General features: G+C 41.6%; 19 protein-coding genes and 4 pseudogenes. 18 read left to right on the forward strand and 5 right to left on the reverse strand.

All coding sequences use genetic code 11. The annotated features are described in order from the left end of the window. The first annotated feature begins 202 nt into the window (after nucleotides 1–202). The 3 genes from ACWJJ4_RS06990 (at nucleotide 203) to manA (ending at nucleotide 5,228) form a co-directional block, all read left to right on the forward strand. Nucleotides 203–2,155 carry a BglG family transcription antiterminator gene (locus ACWJJ4_RS06990; protein WP_454021531.1) on the forward strand — a complete coding sequence of 651 codons (1,953 nt, stop codon included), beginning with the start codon at nucleotides 203–205 and terminating at the stop codon, nucleotides 2,153–2,155. 152 nt (nucleotides 2,156–2,307) lie between these two features. Beyond that, nucleotides 2,308–4,266, forward strand: coding sequence for a fructose-specific PTS transporter subunit EIIC (locus ACWJJ4_RS06995; RefSeq protein WP_454021532.1), 1,959 nt, complete (start codon nucleotides 2,308–2,310; stop codon nucleotides 4,264–4,266). A 14-nt stretch (nucleotides 4,267–4,280) separates the two neighbouring features. Then, nucleotides 4,281–5,228 carry a mannose-6-phosphate isomerase, class I gene (gene manA, locus ACWJJ4_RS07000; RefSeq protein ID WP_454021533.1) on the forward strand — a complete coding sequence of 316 codons (948 nt, stop codon included), beginning with the start codon at nucleotides 4,281–4,283 and terminating at the stop codon, nucleotides 5,226–5,228. 85 nt (nucleotides 5,229–5,313) lie between these two features. Here the strand turns inward: manA and ACWJJ4_RS07005 are convergent, their stop codons facing one another. Further along, on the reverse strand, nucleotides 5,314–6,039 hold the full coding sequence (locus tag ACWJJ4_RS07005; RefSeq protein ID WP_053573170.1) for a MurR/RpiR family transcriptional regulator: 726 nt from the start codon (nucleotides 6,037–6,039) through the stop codon (nucleotides 5,314–5,316). A 236-nt stretch (nucleotides 6,040–6,275) separates the two neighbouring features. Here ACWJJ4_RS07005 and ACWJJ4_RS07010 point away from each other — a divergent pair, with 236 nt between their 5' ends. The 9 genes from ACWJJ4_RS07010 (at nucleotide 6,276) to ACWJJ4_RS07050 (ending at nucleotide 12,431) form a co-directional block, all read left to right on the forward strand. Further along, nucleotides 6,276–7,088, forward strand: a complete 813-nt coding sequence (locus tag ACWJJ4_RS07010; protein WP_454021534.1) for a Cof-type HAD-IIB family hydrolase — start codon at nucleotides 6,276–6,278, stop codon at nucleotides 7,086–7,088. 32 nt (nucleotides 7,089–7,120) lie between these two features. After that, entirely contained in the window at nucleotides 7,121–7,924 is an 804-nt protein-coding gene (locus tag ACWJJ4_RS07015; RefSeq protein WP_206584321.1) for an HAD-IIB family hydrolase, read from the forward strand. A 273-nt stretch (nucleotides 7,925–8,197) separates the two neighbouring features. After that, entirely contained in the window at nucleotides 8,198–8,449 is a 252-nt protein-coding gene (locus ACWJJ4_RS07020) for a DUF2651 family protein (protein WP_017418201.1), read from the forward strand. Between the two features lie 200 nt (nucleotides 8,450–8,649). Further along, nucleotides 8,650–9,150: a DinB family protein gene (locus ACWJJ4_RS07025; protein WP_138092656.1), complete on the forward strand. Its 501-nt coding sequence runs from the start codon at nucleotides 8,650–8,652 to the stop codon at nucleotides 9,148–9,150. A 161-nt stretch (nucleotides 9,151–9,311) separates the two neighbouring features. Then, nucleotides 9,312–9,833, forward strand: coding sequence for a streptothricin N-acetyltransferase SatA (gene satA / locus ACWJJ4_RS07030; RefSeq protein ID WP_454021535.1), 522 nt, complete (start codon nucleotides 9,312–9,314; stop codon nucleotides 9,831–9,833). A 112-nt stretch (nucleotides 9,834–9,945) separates the two neighbouring features. Next, nucleotides 9,946–10,008, forward strand: a complete 63-nt coding sequence (locus ACWJJ4_RS07035) for a tetracycline resistance efflux system leader peptide (RefSeq protein ID WP_134816631.1) — start codon at nucleotides 9,946–9,948, stop codon at nucleotides 10,006–10,008. 33 nt (nucleotides 10,009–10,041) lie between these two features. Further along, complete coding sequence (gene tet / locus ACWJJ4_RS07040; RefSeq protein WP_454021536.1) at nucleotides 10,042–11,418, forward strand: Tet(L)/Tet(K)/Tet(45) family tetracycline efflux MFS transporter; 1,377 nt, start codon at nucleotides 10,042–10,044, stop codon at nucleotides 11,416–11,418. 98 nt (nucleotides 11,419–11,516) lie between these two features. After that, a complete protein-coding gene (locus ACWJJ4_RS07045; protein WP_031378922.1) occupies nucleotides 11,517–11,735 on the forward strand; it encodes a hypothetical protein in 219 nt (72 codons plus the stop codon). 159 nt (nucleotides 11,736–11,894) lie between these two features. After that, nucleotides 11,895–12,431: an ATP-binding protein gene (locus tag ACWJJ4_RS07050; RefSeq protein WP_014305463.1), complete on the forward strand. Its 537-nt coding sequence runs from the start codon at nucleotides 11,895–11,897 to the stop codon at nucleotides 12,429–12,431. Nucleotides 12,432–12,873: 442 nt separating this feature from the next. On the opposite strand, the pseudogene ACWJJ4_RS07055 reads toward ACWJJ4_RS07050, so the two are convergent. From ACWJJ4_RS07055 to ACWJJ4_RS07065, 3 genes and pseudogenes are all read right to left on the reverse strand, one after another. Continuing rightward, nucleotides 12,874–13,350, reverse strand: a pseudogene (locus ACWJJ4_RS07055) (GyrI-like domain-containing protein); the annotation flags it as partial. A 17-nt stretch (nucleotides 13,351–13,367) separates the two neighbouring features. Next, nucleotides 13,368–13,895 (reverse strand): PadR family transcriptional regulator, encoded by a 528-nt coding sequence (locus ACWJJ4_RS07060; protein WP_077722620.1) that lies wholly within the window; start codon nucleotides 13,893–13,895, stop codon nucleotides 13,368–13,370. Further along, nucleotides 13,892–14,734 (reverse strand): sialate O-acetylesterase, encoded by an 843-nt coding sequence (locus ACWJJ4_RS07065; protein ID WP_071391589.1) that lies wholly within the window; start codon nucleotides 14,732–14,734, stop codon nucleotides 13,892–13,894. The genes ACWJJ4_RS07060 and ACWJJ4_RS07065 overlap by 4 nt, the downstream gene beginning before the upstream one ends. Nucleotides 14,735–14,831: 97 nt before the next feature. Here ACWJJ4_RS07065 and ACWJJ4_RS07070 point away from each other — a divergent pair. Together ACWJJ4_RS07070 and ACWJJ4_RS07075 are read left to right on the forward strand one after the other, a co-directional pair. Next, a pseudogene (locus tag ACWJJ4_RS07070) lies at nucleotides 14,832–15,563 on the forward strand (recombinase RecT); the annotation flags it as partial. After that, nucleotides 15,558–15,737 (forward strand): annotated as a pseudogene (locus ACWJJ4_RS07075) (phage major capsid protein); the annotation flags it as partial. The pseudogenes ACWJJ4_RS07070 and ACWJJ4_RS07075, both read left to right, overlap by 6 nt. A 186-nt stretch (nucleotides 15,738–15,923) precedes the next feature. Here the strand turns inward: ACWJJ4_RS07075 and ACWJJ4_RS07080 are convergent. Continuing rightward, on the reverse strand, nucleotides 15,924–16,367 hold the full coding sequence (locus ACWJJ4_RS07080; protein ID WP_013352974.1) for a MerR family transcriptional regulator: 444 nt from the start codon (nucleotides 16,365–16,367) through the stop codon (nucleotides 15,924–15,926). A gap of 170 nt (nucleotides 16,368–16,537) precedes the next feature. Between ACWJJ4_RS07080 and ACWJJ4_RS07085 the strand changes: the two genes are divergently transcribed. The 4 genes and pseudogenes from ACWJJ4_RS07085 to ACWJJ4_RS07100 all read left to right on the forward strand — a co-directional run bounded on the left by ACWJJ4_RS07085 (nucleotide 16,538) and on the right by ACWJJ4_RS07100 (nucleotide 18,215). Then, a complete protein-coding gene (locus ACWJJ4_RS07085) occupies nucleotides 16,538–17,389 on the forward strand; it encodes an aldo/keto reductase (RefSeq protein ID WP_013352973.1) in 852 nt (283 codons plus the stop codon). Between the two features lie 3 nt (nucleotides 17,390–17,392). Then, nucleotides 17,393–17,500 carry a winged helix-turn-helix transcriptional regulator gene (locus tag ACWJJ4_RS07090; RefSeq protein WP_369719086.1) on the forward strand — a complete coding sequence of 36 codons (108 nt, stop codon included), beginning with the start codon at nucleotides 17,393–17,395 and terminating at the stop codon, nucleotides 17,498–17,500. Between the two features lie 272 nt (nucleotides 17,501–17,772). After that, nucleotides 17,773–17,890: pseudogene (locus ACWJJ4_RS07095) on the forward strand (hypothetical protein); the annotation flags it as partial. Between the two features lie 55 nt (nucleotides 17,891–17,945). Beyond that, nucleotides 17,946–18,215, forward strand: coding sequence for a DUF2577 family protein (locus ACWJJ4_RS07100; protein WP_109955228.1), 270 nt, complete (start codon nucleotides 17,946–17,948; stop codon nucleotides 18,213–18,215). Nucleotides 18,216–18,248 lie beyond the last annotated feature (33 nt).

An 18,248-nucleotide genomic window follows, 5' to 3' on the forward strand; every position in this document is an offset into this window, starting at 1 on the left:
CGTTTAAAAACGGTTGGTGTTTTGTTGTCAACCAAAGGTGAACAGACTCAGTATAAAACATGATTTTTCCGGAATCTGCGGTAAAAAACAAAACTTTTTACTCTTTTGTTTCACTATACAATGAAAGCGGTTTCGTATGCGCGGTATATTTAACCTATCACAATTGCTCCAGCAGAAACGGACAGGAAGGATAGAAAAACAGATGAAATACATGAATTCAAGACAGAAAAAGATTTTGTATCTGTTGTTATCTGAACCTGATGACTACTTAGTTGTGCAAGATTTCGCAGACAGGGTCCGCTGTTCTGAAAAAACGATCAGGAATGATTTGAAAACGATTGAAGATTTCCTGAATGAACATGCTCAAGCTCAGCTGATCCGCAAACCGGGATTAGGCGTCTATTTACATATATCTGAACAGGAAAGGTCACGGTTAAGCCGGCACATTTATAATGAGCACTTTACATGCAGGCACAAGACCGATGAAGAAAGAATACTTCACATCGCTTATGATTTATTAATGAATTCAAAGCCCGTTTCCGCAAAAGAAATTGCCGCACAGCATTTTGTAAACAGAGCTTCCATTAAAAAGGATATCAGTGCGGTTGAAGAGTGGCTGAAGCGATTTGATCTCACACTGGTTTCTAAACAGCGGCTCGGCTTAAAGATTGAAGGGGACGAAAAAAACAAAAGAAAAGCATTGGCGCGAATTTCAGATTTGATTGATAATGCGGAGTTTACAAGCCAATTTATAAAAAGTAAGTTTTTAAGTCATGAAGCGGACTTTGTGAGAAAAGAAATCAAGTTATTACAAAAAAACCATTCTATCTATTTTACGGATGAAACATTTGAAAGTTTGCTGCTGCATACATTGCTGACCATCCGCCGTATCAAAATGAAACAGCCGGTCGCCATCTCTGCAAGACAGCTGGAGGCGGTAAAAAAGAAGAAAGAATATGAATGGACACTGGCATGTTTAAAACGGCTTGAGCCGGTATTTGCCATCCGGTTTCCCGAGGAAGAAGCCGTCTATTTAACTTTACATATAATAGGCGGGAAAGTCCGCTATCCATTGCAGCAAGAAAAGAAGCTTGATCTTGAAGATTCTGAGCTTTCCAAAGTCGTCAGGCATTTGATCAATCGTGTTTCAGAACTGAAAATGCTGGATTTTCACAAAGACCAGGAATTGATCAACGGATTGAACATTCATCTCGATCCGGTGTTGAAGCGGCTGAGCTATGATCTCTCTGTTTCAAACCCCATGCTCCACGATATCAAAAAAATGTACCCTTATTTGTTTCATCTTATCATTGACGTTTTAGAAGACATCAATCAAACATTTGATCTATATATTCCTGAAGAAGAGGCGGCCTATTTGACGCTGCATTTTCAGGCAGCGATCGAACGGCTGCGCCGAAGCAGTCATAACCCTAAAAGGACGATCATCGTCTGCCATATGGGCATTGGCATGTCGCAATTGCTGCGGACTAAAATTGAACGCAAATTTCATCACATTACGATAAAAGACTGTATCGCAAAAGCGGAGCTGACAGAGTATATCAAAAAGCATAAAGATATAGATTTCGTCATTTCTACGATAGAGCTTGGAAATGTAACGATCCCTCATATCGTCGTATCACCGCTTTTGGAGCCTGCTGATGAAAAGAAGCTCAGCGCATTTATGCAACAGCTTGATACATCATACCGCCGGGAGCAAAAAACGTTTAAAATGCTGAATGATACGACTCCGTTTCTCGTTTTTTTACAGCAAGAGACAGAGCACCGTTATCAGGTCATTGAAAAGCTGGCGCAGGCTTTGTATGAAAAAGGCTATGTAGAAAAAGAGTATGGCATTCATGCAGTAATGAGAGAAAAAATGTCGGCGACAAATATCGGGGCGGGTATTGCCATCCCTCACGCGAACTCTAAATATATCAAACAATCAGCCATTGCAATCGCCACCTTAAAAGAGCCCATTGAGTGGGGGACGGAAAAGGTGTCGCTTGTATTTATGCTTGCCGTCAAACACGAAGATCAAAACAAGGTAAAGCAATTATTCAGTGAGCTTTCCTATCTTAGCGAGCAGCCGGCATTTATTCAAAAACTGACGGAAGAAAAAAATGTGATGACGTTTTTATCGTATTTAAACTATTAAAAGCAGGGGATGGCTCCCTGCTTTTTTTCTGTTTATAGGGAAAAATGCCGTTATTTCCGGAACTTATGGTAAAAAAACGCGCTTATCACAGGCTGATTTCAGTATAAAGTTGAGACAAGATCTTGAAATTCAGACTGCAAAGGAGGATTTATATGAAACTGTTAGCGATTACATCATGTCCGAACGGCATTGCCCATACGTATATGGCTGCTGAAAATTTACAAAAAGCAGCCGGCAGATTAGGCGTTGAGATCAAAGTGGAAACCCAGGGCGGAATCGGGGTGGAAAATAGGCTGACCGAAGAGGAAATCCGGGAAGCAGACGCAATCATTATCGCGGCGGACCGTTCGGTGAACAAAGACCGATTCGCGGGAAAAAAGCTGCTGGCCGTCGGGGTTCAGGAAGGCATCCGCAAACCGGAAGAATTAATTCAAAAAGCGCTTAGCGGTGAAGTGCCGGTCTATCAATCTGCTTCAAAAGCTCAAACCGCAAGTCAGCAGGGCAAAAAACAAAACCCGATTTACCGTCATTTAATGAACGGCGTTTCTTTTATGGTTCCTTTCATTGTCGTCGGCGGATTATTGATAGCGGTTGCATTGACGCTTGGAGGAGAAAAAACACCAAAGGGCTTAGTCATTCCGGATGAGTCTTTTTGGAAAACGATTGAACAGATCGGCAGCGCTTCTTTTTCATTCATGATCCCGATTTTAGCTGGGTACATCGCGTTCAGCATCGCCGATAAGCCGGGTCTTGTACCCGGAATGATCGGCGGATATATTGCGGCATCCGGCAGCTTTTACGACAGTGCGAGCGGTGCAGGATTTCTTGGAGGAATCATTGCGGGATTTTTGGCGGGATATGCGGCGCTTGGAATCAAAAAATGTAAAGTTCCTAAAGCAATACAGCCGATTATGCCGATCATTATTATTCCGGTGTTTGCCTCACTGATCGTCGGTTTGGCGTTTGTATTTCTGATCGGCGCCCCCGTCGCTCATATTTTCGCATCATTAACGGTTTGGCTTGCGGGAATGAAAGGCTCGAGCTCAATTCTCCTGGCATTGATTTTAGGAGCGATGATCTCCTTTGATATGGGAGGACCCGTAAACAAGGTGGCCTTTCTATTCGGATCGGCAATGATCGGAGAAGGAAATTATGAAATTATGGGCCCGATTGCCGTTTCCATTTGTATACCGCCGATAGGGCTTGGGATTGCGACGTTTTTAGGAAAAAGAAAATTCGCCGCCGCAGAAAAAGAAATGGGAAAAGCGTCATTTACGATGGGCCTTTTCGGTATCACGGAAGGAGCCATTCCATTTGCGGCCCAAGACCCCCTTCGTGTGATCCCGAGTATTATGGCGGGTTCTATGACCGGATCGGTGATAGCGATGATCGGCCATGTGGGGGACAGAGTGGCACACGGCGGCCCCATCGTTGCTGTACTTGGAGCAGTAGATCATGTATTGATGTTTTTTATCGCTGTAACAGCAGGCTCTCTTGTCACCGCTCTGTTGGTTAATGTACTGAAGAAAGATATGGCGAAATCCCCCGCGCCCGGTGAGGTGCTGCCGTCTGCCGCACCAAATGAAGCTGCAGCGGCAAAAGAAACAAAGGAACCATCTCAGGCTGACAGCCGAAAAGCCGGGATGACCGAAATCAAAAAACTGACTGACATTATCAGCACGGACTTGATTGAACCGCATTTATCCGGCGAAACGAGGGATGACATTATCGATGAAATGATCGAGAAATTGTCCCGTAAAGGTATGCTGCTGTCTGACAGCGGATTTAAGCAGGCCATTTTGAGCCGTGAACAGCAGGGAACCACGGCGATAGGTATGAATATCGCCATTCCGCACGGAAAGTCTGAAGCCGTCAGAACGCCGGGTGTTGCATTCGGAATAAGACGTTCGGGTGTTGACTGGAACAGCCTTGATGGTTCTGATGCAAAACTGATTTTTATGATTGCTGTACCGAAGGAAAGCGGCGGAAATCAGCATCTGAAAATATTGCAGATGTTATCCCGAAAACTGATGGATGACAGCTATCGGGAAAGGCTGCTCTCCGTTCAGACAAAAGAAGAGGCGTATGAGCTTCTGGAAGAAATCGAATAAAGCGGGGGATGATCATGTCTACTGAACCGATATTTTTCAATCCGGTTTTCAAAGAAAGAATTTGGGGAGGCGCCGCCCTGCGTGATTTTCACTATAATATTCCGTCCGAGCGGACAGGGGAGTGCTGGGCCTTCGCCGCTCATCAAAATGGACAGAGCACAGTTCGAAACGGCATGTATAAAGGATGTACGCTCGGTGAATTGTGGGAGCATCACAGAGATTTATTCGGAAACCTTGAAGGAGACCGTTTTCCTCTTCTTACAAAAATTTTGGATGCGGACCAAGACCTGTCCGTTCAGGTGCATCCGAATGATGACTTTGCCAAAATGCATGAAAACGGGGAACTTGGAAAAACCGAATGCTGGTATATCATTGATTGTGAAAAAGATGCGGAGATCATTTTCGGCCACAACGCAACAACAAAAGAAGAACTGATATCCATGATTGAGCGCGGAGAATGGGACGGGCTCCTGAACAGAGTTAAGGTAAAGCCGGGAGATTTCTTTTTTGTCCCAAGCGGCACCGTTCACGCGATTGGAAAGGGCACACTTATTTTAGAGACGCAGCAAAATTCAGATACGACTTACAGATTGTATGATTACGGAAGAAAAGATGCGGACGGCAGGCTGCGCGAGCTCCATTTGGAAAAAAGTATAGAAGTGACAGACGTTCCATCTGTCCGTGAACGGCCGACCGTTCAATATAAACAAACAGATGATCTGCTGGCAGCTGTTTTAATAGAATGTCCTTATTTTTCAGTCGAAAAGTGGGATGTAAAAGGTGAAGTGAATTTATTCCAGAATCATCCCTTCCTTCTTGTCAGCGTGATCGAAGGAGACGGAATAATGATTGCAGGCGGGCATGAACATCCCTTTAGAAAAGGAGATCATATTCTCCTGCCTTCCGGTTTGGGAGAATATAAACTGGCGGGCCATGCAAATTGTATTGTGTCTCATCTGTGATCTTCAAAACCCTTCTCTGGCATCAGAGAAGGGTTTCTCGTTACTTTTACAAAAAGGCCGAAATTTCCGTGGTTCGTTCCTGAATTTATTCTCTCAATTTGTATATCTCCCGAGCCATCGATTCAAGTATGTACATCGCGGGGATTTGGGTGGTGATATTCGCATTTTCAACCCATTCTTCCGTCACGTAATATGAAATATTCACATCGGACATTTTGGCAATGGTTGAATGTTTATGATTTGTAATACTGATGACCCGGCTTCCTTCTTGTTTCAGCTGATTCAGATGAGTCACTGTAGAATCTCCTTCACCTGAAACCGATAATGCGATCGTGATGCTGTTATGGCGGAAATGGGAATGGGCCGGAAAGTAAGGATCTTTAATATACATTGAAAGTTTCCCTAAGCACGAAAAATATCTGGCTCCGTATTCGGCGAGAATTCCTGAACTTCCCACTCCGATAAAAATGACGCTTTCTGCATCGGCCGCAAGCGCAGCTGCTTCCTTCAGCTTTTCTTCCATGCCTCCGCTTACTGTTCTTTCAAAAAACTCGGCAACGGAATGATGGGGACTCTTTAAAATCGTTTTTTTATTTGCCTCCGCATACATTTTCAGCTTCACCTTAAACTCCGAAAACCCTTCACAGTTTATTTTTTTGCAGAAACGTAAAATAGAAGCCGTAGATACATGGGTTTCATTTGCCAATTCACGGATTCGCATATAGACGACTTTCTCGCTGTTTTGGGAGATGTAGTTGTATAAAGAAGTTTCAAGCTCGTTAAATGAAGCAATCATTTCGTGTGTGAACATGCAGGGGGATTCTCCTTTTTATGAGAATGGTGAATGTACATCTCATCGTAACATATCATTTTTAAAAGAAACATAGTGTTATTTTCATGTGACAAATCACTTTTTGTGTCATTCAAAACAAGACGTCAGCCAATGATTTACGGTGCAAAACAACTGCGGATATAATTCGTTCATACGCTTTATGCATGATCTCTTCAAGGGTCGCTGACAAGAGCGGCCGAAAAAAGGAGGACAATATGAGTATCAAACTGATAGCGGTTGATATGGACGGAACGTTTTTGAATGATGAAATGGCATATAACGAAGAGCGTTTTATGAATCAGTATCGTGAATTAAAAGCACGGGGAATTAAATTTGCCGTAGCAAGCGGAAACCAATATGCGCAGCTTACATCTTTCTTTCCGGAAATCAAAAGTGAAATCGCTTTCGTTGCCGAGAATGGCGCTTTCGTCGTGAATGCCGGAGAAGAAGTATTCGCAGGTAGCATGTCTGAAGACACTATAAAAGCAGTAATCCGTGCTTTAGAGCAGTATGAGGTGAAAAACGTCATTGTCTGCGGAAAAAAAAGCGCGTATATTCATGAAAATGCCAGTGAAGATGAATATCTGCATGCCAGTAAGTATTATTATGTGTTAAAAAGGGTGCCGCATTTTGAAAACATCGATGATGACATTTTAAAATTTTCCATCAGCTTTCCCGCCGAACATTGTTCCGCACTTCTGAGCCATTTAAAAAACGCAATCGGGTCTTTCGTCACGCCTGTATCAAGCGGGCACGGTGACATAGATCTGATCATACCGGGGCTTCATAAAGCAAGCGGGATTAAGCTTCTCCAGAAACAATGGGGGATAAATGCTGAAGAATGCGCGGCCTTCGGAGACAGCGGCAATGATTTGGAGATGGTGTCCGCCGTGAAATACGGAGTCGCCATGGATAATGCGCAGGAAAGCATTAAACAGGCCGCGGCGCATATCACGCAATCAAACAATGAGGAAGGGGTCTTAAACGCGATTGATTCCATTCTCAAATGTGAAAAACCTTTTGTCTGAAAAAGACATTTTAACTGCGGAGGTGCTGAACGATGATTAAATTAGTGATTACGGATTTAGACGGCACATTTTTAAATAATCAAGGCGATTTTGACAGAACGTTATTTGAAAAGACAAAAAGAGTAATGGAGGAACAGCATGTCGCTTTCGCCATCTGCACCGGGAAACAGTGTGAAAGGGTGGAAGCCTTATTCGGAGAAGACGCGAAAGATTTTTGGATTTTAGGAGACAGTGCTGCACGTATGAAAAAGAACGGCAAGTTCGTATATGAATCTTTAATCAGCAATAAAGCCGGACTGTCAATTATAGGCGCTTTAGAAAAAATCAGCTGCGGGCACACCATTATCGCGTGCACAAAAAAAGGCGCGATCGTAAAAGAAAATCTGTCTGAAAGTGAAATGAAATATGTAAATGCCTCTTATGCACATGTAACGAAAATAACTGATTTTACTGAGATAAAAGACGATTTTATCAAGATTACGGTTCATGACCCCGACGCCAACTGTCCGGAAACGAGAGAAAAGCTGCATGAATTTTTTCACCAATTATATATCGTAGCATCAGAAGATACCTGGATGGACATATCAAATATCGGAATACATAAAGGATCAACAGTACAAGAACTGCAGCGATTATTAGGGGTTTCGGCAGATGAAACAATGGCATTCGGAGACGGCCGCAATGACAAAGAATTGATGGAAGCGGCATCCTACAGCTTTGCGGTTAAGAACGCCATTGACGAAATAAAAGATGCGGCGCACTTTGTCATCAAATCAAATGACGAAAGCACCGTCATGCACACGATTATGAGAATATTAGCGCTGCAAAAACAATGAGAAAGCAGATGGGCTAAAGCCAATGAGGCAGGACTTACTAGGAAAAGAAAAAGCGGGCTATTCTCAGACTTTAATTCACTCCTCATTTTCCGGAAATATGTTAAAAATGAATAAATATCTATATTTGACTCGATTGTATTGGTGTAATATGTATAAAATGAATGAAACGGCGTAATATCAAGATGAAAAAAATCACTTCATATCATTTGATATCAGACAAAAAGTAGGAACTTCCTCGTTTTGAAATTGGGAGGTGTTTGTATTAGCCCGCTGTTGAGTCCCGCGTATATCATTCTCATTTTTCTTCCGGCAGCTTCTTTTCTGTTAGGGATTTTAGGATATTTCATCTTCAAAAAAGTATGGATGATGGTTGTTATTGTATTCATTTTGTCCTTGATATTTATGTTTATTGTAATAGGTGCCGAACCGACATTTTTCATTTGGGTGGCTATGATGACGGGGAGCTGTTTTATCTCCGGTTCAATCACTAAGACGATATGGACTTTTGCAAAGCGAAAATATTAGACACAGAAGAATCCTGTTTGTCGATTGAAGAAAAAGAAGTATAGAGTGATCTGTTATGTTCTTATATTTTGTCTGTTATTGTCAGATCGGGCTTTCTGATAAAAATGTCTGTCTATCGTTTTGTTCTTTTTTAACTAAACGGAGCACTATAATTGAACTGCAGATACATAGAAAAACAAAAAAGGATAAGGAGGATTTTTATGTTTCAAACCTTAGACCATTTTTTGAAATCTTGGGAATTCGAAGCCGACGCGACACAAAAACTGCTGAATCGACTGACTGATGAATCTCTTAAACAAGAAATCACTTCACAACATTGGACTTTAGGCCGTATTGCATGGCATACTGTCGCGGCGATTCACATCATTACCTCGAACACAGATTTAACGTTTCATGCTCCTGCTGAAGATTATCCTGTTCCTGCGTCGGCGCGGTTTATTGCTGAGAGTTATCATCAAGCCAGTAATGCATTTGTGCAGGCGTTAAAAACGCAATGGACTGACGATACACTTCAAGAATGTGTCAACTTTATTGGTCAGCAAATGCCGAATGGTTCACTTTTGATGTTTTTAATTCAACATCAAAACCATCATCGAGGACAAATGACTGTCCTTATGAGACAAGCAGGTTTACCTGTTCCGGGTATTTATGGTCCGGCAAAAGAGGAATGGACAACATTTGGTTTGGAAGCTCCGAAATAGGATGTTGTTGTAAGGGCTCGAACGAATAGATGATACCAATCGATGTTGGTATCTTTTTTAATTTAGTCTTAGAGTGATTAAACCGGTATCCTTGACATGCAGAAGAATCAATGGTTCAAAAGATGTAAATTAAAGTCAATAAATGCAGAAAGGTGATTATGATGATAACTAAAATGACTCGTTTCAATATGAAAGACTTCAATAAACCAAACGAACCTTTCGTTGTTTCAGGGAGAATCATCCCTTCATTTGAAAACAATGCTTGGACATATACAGAGGAGAAATTTGCTGAAACTTATGTCAAAAAATATGATGATGAAGACATTGATGTCAGTTATATTGAAGAAGCGGATAAAGTTGTCTTTTTTTATTACGCAGAGAACGACTGTGTCGGCCGGAGTAAGCTTCGTTCTAATTGGAATGGATACGCACTGATTGAAGACATTGCCGTTGCAAAAGATTATAGAAAAAGTGGTGTCGGGACGGCTTTATTACATAAAGCGATTGAGTGGGCAAAGGAGAATCATTTATGCGGTCTTATGCTTGAAACACAAGATATTAATGTTTCAGCTTGTCATTTTTATGCCAAAAATAACTTTGTCATAGGAGCGGTCGATACAATGCTTTATTCCAATCTTTCAACAGCAAATGAAATTGCGGTTTTTTGGTACTGTAAATTTTAAATATAACAGTATTTGATGTTTCGTCATTTGCGGGTGTGTGCCGCAAAGTATTCAAAACATCGGCTTGAGGATTTATAATAAGGTATATCAATCAATGCAGGGGGAGTTATGTATGAAGTGCAAAAAAATGAACAGGGTACAATTAAAAGAGGGAAGCGTATCAATGGCCCTATAAACTGCGTCTGCCCTCATTAATGGAGGGAAATTTGTGAATACGCCTTATTCACAGTCAGCTTTACGGCACAACCAAGTGTTCATTTGGCTTTGTGTTCTGTCATTTTTCAGCGTATTAAATGAAATGGTTTTGAACGTCTCGTTACCTGATATCGCCAACGATTTTCATAAACTGCCAGCGAGTGCAAACTGGGTGAACACGGCCTTTATGTTAACCTTTTCCATCGGAACTGCTCTGTATGGGAAGTTATCAGATCAGCTGGGCATCAAAAAACTGCTCCTATTTGGAATTATGGTAAATGGCTTCGGATCGATCATTGGATTTGTCGGACACTCTTTCTTTCCTGTACTCATTCTGGCCCGATTTATTCAAGGGGCTGGTGCAGCCGCATTCCCGGCTCTTGTGATGGTTGCAGTAGTACGCTATATTCCGAAAGAAAACAGGGGTAAAGCATTTGGTCTGATCGGTTCGCTGGTGGCAATGGGGGAAGGTGTCGGACCAGCTATTGGCGGAATGATCGCTCATTATATTCACTGGTCATATTTGCTGCTTATTCCGACAGCAACAGTTATCACCGTTCCATTCCTGATGAAACTGCTGGAAAAGGAAGAAAGAGTCAGCGGGCGCTTTGATATGACGGGGATTATATTAATGTCTGCAGGCATCGTATTTTTTCTACTGTTTACAACTTCATATAGAATGTCTTTTCTGATCATCAGTATTCTAGCTTTCCTGATATTTGTGAGACATATTAGGAAAACTCAAGATCCCTTTGTTGACCCTGCACTGGGGAAAAATGTTTTGTTTATGATGGGCGTCCTTTGCGGAGGCCTGATCTTCGGCACTGCTGCAGGATTTGTTTCTATGGTTCCTTATATGATGAAAGATGTTCACCATTTAAGTACTGCGGCAATTGGAAGCGGGATTATGTTCCCCGGGACGATGAGCGTCATCATCTTCGGTTACATTGGAGGATTGCTTGTTGATCGGAAAGGTTCTTTGTATGTGCTGACCAGTGGGGTTGTATTGATGTCTTCCAGCTTTTTAATCGCTGCCTTTTTCATAGATGCGGCACCTTGGCTCATGACCGTTATAATCGTTTTTGTTTTTGGGGGGCTCTCCTTCACAAAAACGGTTATATCTACAATTGTGTCTGGCAGTTTGAAACAAAAGGAAGCCGGCGCCGGAATGAGTCTGCTTAATTTTACGAGCTTTTTATCAGAGGGAACGGGTATTTCGATTGCAGGCGGTTTATTATCGATCCGCTTGCTGAATCAAAGGCTGCTGCCTGTTAACGCTGGTCATTCCGCTTATTTGTACAGTAATATGCTCATTCTTTTTGCAGGAATCGTTGTTATGAGCTGGCTGGTAACCGTGAATGTCTATAAACGTTCGCGAAGAAATGACTAAAAAGGGAAAAGGATCAAACTTGATAAAAGTTTTGATCCTTTTTTTGAGGAGCTTCCTTATTCCGAAACCTTTTGCCGATCAATGAAAGGGGAGTTAAAGTGAATTACATTTATAAGAAAAAGGAAAAGAAAAATGGAAATTGTATCATTTCAATCAGAGATAAATGGGAGAACGCACTTATTGAGTTTGAACAAAAAAATAATCAAATTGAGATCATGATCAATTACCGTAACGAGAAAACAACCAAGTTTTCACTGCCAATCGAGACTTTTGAAAAAGTGTATGAGGATATTAAAATAGGCCGGAGAGAAAGTTAATCATTCTGTTTGAAAATGACCATGAAGTTCGTAAGCGGTATGGTTTTAACCGCATCTGGATTCCCCTGGAAAAGTAAAGGTTTTTGGGGATTTATGTCAAAATAATAGTAAGTACCTTATGCAACAGGGAGTTTGGTTGCTTCATAAGGAGGGGGAAGTATGAAAAATAAGATTCACATATTGGGAGCCTCTGGTGTCGGAACGTCAACATTGGGTGTTGCATTATCAAAGCATTTGCCGCATACGCATCTTGATACTGATGATTACTATTGGACAGATAAATTCACTAAAAAAAGAGAAATCCCTGAAAGAAGAAAGTTACTTAAAAAAGACTTGACAATAAATGAGAAATGGATTCTTTCTGGCGCAGTGTGCCGCTGGGGCGATGATCTAAAAAGTTATTTTGACCTTGTCATCTTCTTATGGATTCCGCAGGATATACGGCTTGAGAGATTAAGGCATAGGGAATTTCAGCGTTATGGAAACGAAGTGTTAGCCGGCGGCAGTAAATATGAACAATCAAAAACATTTTTAGAGTGGGCTTCTTTATATGATCATGCCGGAATGGAAGTTAGAAGCAAAGCTTTACACGAACATTGGATGGCAGATTTATCTTGTCCATTGTTAAAAATTGAAGGAGATTACTCAGTCAATGAAAGAGTTGATCGTGTCTTGGATTATCTGAATTCTAATTAAACTGACGGATGGAGATAACTGCAAAATCCAAAAGTCAAAGACAGTTCTGGCCATTTTAACGGAGCTGTTTTTTTATACCGCCTTCAGTTTGTCTGTTGTGAAGTGATTTATTTTCGGAAAGAAGCAGCGGAATTAATAGAAAACTCACTTCTGGAAACCGTGAAGGCAGGAATCAAAACGGGAGATCTTGGCAGTCAATCATCAACGTCAGACTTTGCAGAAGAATTTCAGAAAGGATCGGACGTTAAGGCGGAAAATAAGAGGTGAGAAGCAGATCATCAAAACGCAATACACCTCAATTTATATTTTCAGTAAGAACGGTTCTGCTCATTAAAAAACTCAATTCGAAGATTAGTGGCATCAATATTGCCGCAGATCGGGGTTAGTGACATAAAGAGGAAGGGATGAGACCCCTTCCTTAAAACCTTCAATTCCTCTAATTTCATTGTAAGATATATTCCTTTTTTGAAATGGGTATCCAAATTTCACTTTTAAAAGATGGCGATGTTACATCCTTATGCTCGTTCCACAAGATTTCTGGGCCTTCAATTTGTTCATAATGTGACGATGGAAACCATTCGGAATAAATCCGCCCCCATACTTCCTGCAGTGCATCCGGAAATGATCCGGCTGCTTTGAATACAGCCCACGTTGAGGCAGGGACTTCAAGCTGTGATAGATGATTTGGGCAATGTTTCGTTGTGGCTGCGCCAATATAGTGATCAAGCTCTCCGTTTTCCTCTGTCCGGCCTTCAGAAAAGTTCGTGGTTGCACTGATGAGTCCTGCAGGCGCTGCATTAGAAAGCTCTTTTAGTTGATTGATTGCTGCTTCATTTAAACTTTCCCACATCAATGCAATGTCAGGATTCACGCCTTTGAACAAAATAGGGACTCTTTTTTTAATGCCGACGATGCGAAATTTTATTATGCAATAGTTCACTCTATTTCTGCTTTCAATTTTTCGAACCATTCTAAATTAACCAAGTGATGTGAACGGGAATTTTCATTCATACGGCGAAAGTAATTGATTGTGCCGGGAATTTCTTGAGTGATGGCCAGGTATTCATCAAGGAGCTCGATTCGAGTTTTAGTCTGATCGATTTGTGATTGGATCAGATCCAGTAATTTATTTTTGTCGAATTCATCGGCAAAGAGTAACGCCCCATAAAATTGCAGGTTCACATATTCCGATTTGGTGCCGTATTTGATCATTAATTTTTCGAATTCTGCCCTTCCCGAATCTGTGACTTTAAAGTTACGGATCTCACGCCCGCTGGTTGAGGGTTTCTGCTGAATCTGTTCAATCAAACACTTTTCTTCAAGTTGCTGCAGATTGTAATAAAATGAACCTTTCGTGAAGTTAACAATGTATTTGTAATGACGTTTTTCCATTAAGGCCAGAAGTTCATAGCCGTGAGCTCCGGGGTTTTGGATGAGCAAGCCAAGGATAAGTAAGGGAATTATGGTTTCATCACCTTCGCCATCCGCGCCTCAAATTCCGCGTACGTGATTTCACCCGAAGCCAAATCCATACTATGAAGGTAAATCTGTTCTGTTTTAGAATAGTCACCTTTCACTTTCAATGATTGCTCCTCTCCCGAAATGGGTTTCAGGATATGGTGCTTTTTCGAAAAAGCCTCGAAATAGCGGTAACCGAATTTACGTTGTGAAGCTGCGTCTAAATGAATGCCATCAGGATTCGCAGTCAAACCTGCTGCAGTAACAAAATAACAATTCTGTTGTTCATTAGCAAAACGCAGCAATTGTTCATTAACTTGTCGAAATTCAGTGGCGTGCTGTCCAAAACCGGTCTTCCCAAGAAAGTCACCAAGCCCTCCAATAATCAACGGTACCTCATCAAGTTTCAACTCGTTTCTTAGCGTCTCAATGATAAGAGTTAATTTCTCGTAATAAGTTTCATGCAGCGAACGATAACTGTCACTCTCACCTTGGTGCCAAAGGATCCCGCAAATTTGACTGGAACGGAGGGCGAAGCGGGCTTCGGACAAAGCATGCTGAAAAAGGATGCCTTCCGGATGCCAGTCATTCAATGAACTGCCGCCTTCCGCACACGGGATCAAGCCAATTTCTTCATCGGGATGAGCTTTTGACCATGCATCTGCAAAAGATGCCGCCAGGCCAACGCCGGAAACCGGACGGTCGTAATTAATCGGCTCTGTCATCATCTGCCATTGTCCATTGCGTAGCATTTTAATTTTTTCATTATAGATAGGGTCTACTTCATTCAAAAATCCACGGCCCGCCATATTCGACTGCCCCAACATTATAAAAGACTTTATCATCTAATTTTTCACTTCTTTACATCAATATTTTAGTCTAATTAGACTATAGTCAATTCAGCTTGTCTTGTAAAGTTTTAATAAGGTTTTATTATGATGTATGAAAAGCGTTCCTGTGAAACAGCAAGGAGCGATCATGAAAGGCTAGCTTTCTTCCACCACCCCTTATTAAGCGATTTGAGGAAGTGTCAGGAAAGAGGGCTGCACAGTTTACTGCTTCTATCTTAAGTCTTGATAACAGCGAGCAGATGCTGCAGAAAACAGATCTTATGAGTGCCATCTCATCTGCAATGGTGGCAGACACTCGACCTGCCTATAGATAAAAACTTAGGGTATGCCTGGATAGTTCCTTATGGAGGAAAGGCTCAATTCCAGCTAGGATACAAAGGGTACATACAGCTTGCTTTGCGAACAGGCCAATATAAGTCCATCAATTGCATACCGATTCATGAAGGCGAATTGGAGAAGCGGAATCCGCTGACTGAGGAGATCGAGATTGATTTTGAAAAGCGTGAATTCAGACGTAGTGATTGGTTATGCAGCTTATTGTGAGTTGATAAATGGCTTCCGAAAAACAGTGTACTGGACAAAGGCACAAGTAGAAAAGCACAAAAAGAAATTCAGTAAGTCTGATGTTGGATGGAAAAATGACTGTGATGCGATGGCTCTTAAGACTGTATGAAAAGCAGTTTTGAGCAAGTGGGGGATTCTTTCAAAAAAGCAGTTATTAATGAAGCAGACAATTCAGAAATTATCGATTCCGAGCCTTCGAGCAAAGAAAATACAGAAAACCAAGCGCGCGAGAAGCCGATCCTTTGATGGCAAGCCTGTTCAAGCTTCAACTTTTATTCGAATGGTTCAAGATACGCCAACGATTTTAAGAGTTGCGCTGACTAAGGATCAAAAGTCTGTTCCATCAATTAGCACAGCTAACTTAAGCACAAAAGAAGTAATTGCTGAAGTTAACATTACCTCTGACACACTTGAAAACAACATCGAACAAGAAGTCGCATACAGATGCGACTTCTATCAATTAATATTAATAGAAAGTAACCTTAAGGACTTGCAGCCTTATAGCCGTATATAAACAAATTTAATCGCTCATAACATGTCATCAAACTTAGCCTATTCAATATGGATTCCAATTTAGGAGTTTAAGAGCTATTGATGTGCTCATAAATATCTTTCACATCTACCGGACAGTGGGCGAGTAAAATACGTCACTATGCATATGCTGTATTTTTTCCCAGTTGGCGGGATTGGTTGTATCAAAAGAGCGGTGCTCCAGAATGGCTTGATATAGGGCGGTTTTTTGTTCCAAATGGGCAATGTGCTGTTTGGCTTCTTCGAGCTGAGCGAGCGCATCTTCTTTATGCTCCATCATGAGTGTGTACCGTTGTGGGATGGTCGAATCTCCTTCGAGGCAGAGATTCACGTACGTTTTAATGTCTTCAATCGGCATTCCGGATTGCCTGAGGCATTTGACGCCAAACAGCCAGTTGATTGATTCTTCATCGAACAAACGGATATTGTTTTTATTGCGCTGTACGCTCGGCACCAGGCCTTTATCCGTGTAAAAGCGCACCGCATGCTCAGTGAGTCCGGTTATCATCGCTGCTTCTTTGACTGTATGCATGTGTAATCCTCCTTTAAAAATTTTTTAAAAAAGTGCTTGCCTTCGTGTTGCACGAAGGTAATAAGCTTATTATAACGCAAACCAGCCGCAGCGGAATTCATTCTGCAGTGCCCGATTTTCGGGATGCGTGCCGTTTGTCGTTCTACATTTGAACAATAGGAGGAATTACAATGCAAACCGTAACATTAAACAACGGAGTGAAAATGCCAATTATCGGCTTCGGTGTATACCAAGTCCCCGATGCTCAAGATTGTGAAAACGCAGTATATGAAGCACTGATGGCCGGTTATCGCCTGATTGACACTGCTTCCGGCTACCTAAATGAGGAGGCAGTCGGACGTGCAATCAAGCGGAGCGGCGTACCGCGTGAGGAGCTGTTCATTACGACCAAGCTCTGGATTCAGGATGCCGGCTATGAAAGTGCCAAGGCGGCATTTTCCAAATCTTTAAATAAGCTGCAGCTGGATTATCTTGATTTATACCTTATTCACCAGCCATACGGCGATTACTACGGCGCTTGGCGCGCGATGGAGGATCTGTACCGCGAAGGAAAAATCAGGGCAATCGGAGTCAGCAACTTCCATCCCGACCGTCTAATGGATCTGATCATGCATAATGAAATCGTGCCAGCCGTCAACCAAGTCGAAACGCATCCATTCTGCCAGCAAAAAGAAAGTGCTGCTTTTATGAAAGAGCAGGGAGTTCAACACGAGTCATGGGCACCGTTCGCTGAAGGGCGCAATAACATGTTCAGCAACGGCGTGTTGACTTCCATTGCGGAAAAACACAATAAATCCGTCGCCCAGGTCGTGCTGCGTTGGCTTGTTCAGCGTGAAGTCGTTACGATTCCAAAATCGGTGCGCAAAGAACGGATTGTCGAAAACTTTGACATTTTTGATTTTGAGTTGAGCTTAGAGGATATCGAAAAGATTTCCACCCTTGATAAAGGAGAAAGTCTTTTCGGGTCGCACCGAGATCCGGAAATTGTAAAATCGATAGGCGCCATGAAATTCGATCTGTAAGCTTTGTCTAATAAAACAGTTAGGTTTAATAAACTTAAAAGGTTAATTCCATGGATTACACAGAGGATATTGATACTACAACTTAGGGAATTAGAACCTTATCGGGTATGAAAATTATTAGAAAATGCCAAGTTTGTTCATAAGGAAGGGTTAATGCTAAAAAGACTGCGTGCAGCTTACATTATTAACGGAAGAACAATTTGATGAGATGGTTAAACCAGAAAATCTGAAACCTAATATTTGAATCTTTTAAGATAAAAACTAGTTACTAATCAGTAACTAGTTTTTCTTTTTTCCACCGTTGAAAATCACCTCAGTAGGACAAACTTCAGGATGATAGCCATTAGCTGTAAGGTTATCAACCGAGGAACAAGGGCTCAAGCATCGGCAGCCAGATCGAGGTCTGCATATAGAAAGCAGGGACTGAAGTATGCCTGTGAAAGATTTTCTGAGGAGTTTTTAGAGCGTCCGGCGTTGAATCGTTTGAGAGAAGACGCAAGTTAAGGACTTATAAGTCAAGTCATTTGATACCAAAATGCAGTAACGAATGAGAAAAATGATTTTCATAACTGTCACATCTCTTTTTCTATATTCTGACTTTATTGATTCTGAGTCACCGGTGGATATTATGCCGGCTGAAGTGATTTCCGTTTCATCTATTGAAATAAGGCTTAATGAAAATGACAAATTAATAATACCTGCTGATTTGATTATTATTCCTAAACGGTTGCGCTCTGGAGAAGATGAAGAACTGAAAATGGGTGAAAATTTGATGGTTGTCTCCTTAAAAGGCGGGCAATCTTTTTTTATTCTCGATAAAATTTAATAATAGTAATCCTGAAAAAATAAATAATTGTAA

The sequence above is a fragment of the Bacillus sp. JK62 genome (assembly GCF_053663455.1).

What these genes read in the sequence shown, in the direction of transcription:
- ACWJJ4_RS07085 (WP_013352973.1), top strand. Translation starts at nt 16,538, where the DNA reads ATGCAAACCGTAACATTAAACAACGGAGTGAAAATGCCAATTATCGGC.
- manA (WP_454021533.1), top strand. Translation starts at nt 4,281, where the DNA reads ATGTCTACTGAACCGATATTTTTCAATCCGGTTTTCAAAGAAAGAATT.
- ACWJJ4_RS06995 (WP_454021532.1), top strand. Translation starts at nt 2,308, where the DNA reads ATGAAACTGTTAGCGATTACATCATGTCCGAACGGCATTGCCCATACG.
- ACWJJ4_RS07010 (WP_454021534.1), top strand. Translation starts at nt 6,276, where the DNA reads ATGAGTATCAAACTGATAGCGGTTGATATGGACGGAACGTTTTTGAAT.
- ACWJJ4_RS07100 (WP_109955228.1), top strand. Translation starts at nt 17,946, where the DNA reads ATGATTTTCATAACTGTCACATCTCTTTTTCTATATTCTGACTTTATT.
- satA (WP_454021535.1), top strand. Translation starts at nt 9,312, where the DNA reads ATGATAACTAAAATGACTCGTTTCAATATGAAAGACTTCAATAAACCA.
- ACWJJ4_RS07015 (WP_206584321.1), top strand. Translation starts at nt 7,121, where the DNA reads ATGATTAAATTAGTGATTACGGATTTAGACGGCACATTTTTAAATAAT.
- ACWJJ4_RS07065 (WP_071391589.1), bottom strand. Translation starts at nt 14,734, where the DNA reads ATGATAAAGTCTTTTATAATGTTGGGGCAGTCGAATATGGCGGGCCGT.
- ACWJJ4_RS07080 (WP_013352974.1), bottom strand. Translation starts at nt 16,367, where the DNA reads ATGCATACAGTCAAAGAAGCAGCGATGATAACCGGACTCACTGAGCAT.
- ACWJJ4_RS06990 (WP_454021531.1), top strand. Translation starts at nt 203, where the DNA reads ATGAAATACATGAATTCAAGACAGAAAAAGATTTTGTATCTGTTGTTA.
- ACWJJ4_RS07025 (WP_138092656.1), top strand. Translation starts at nt 8,650, where the DNA reads ATGTTTCAAACCTTAGACCATTTTTTGAAATCTTGGGAATTCGAAGCC.
- ACWJJ4_RS07005 (WP_053573170.1), bottom strand. Translation starts at nt 6,039, where the DNA reads ATGTTCACACACGAAATGATTGCTTCATTTAACGAGCTTGAAACTTCT.
- ACWJJ4_RS07050 (WP_014305463.1), top strand. Translation starts at nt 11,895, where the DNA reads ATGAAAAATAAGATTCACATATTGGGAGCCTCTGGTGTCGGAACGTCA.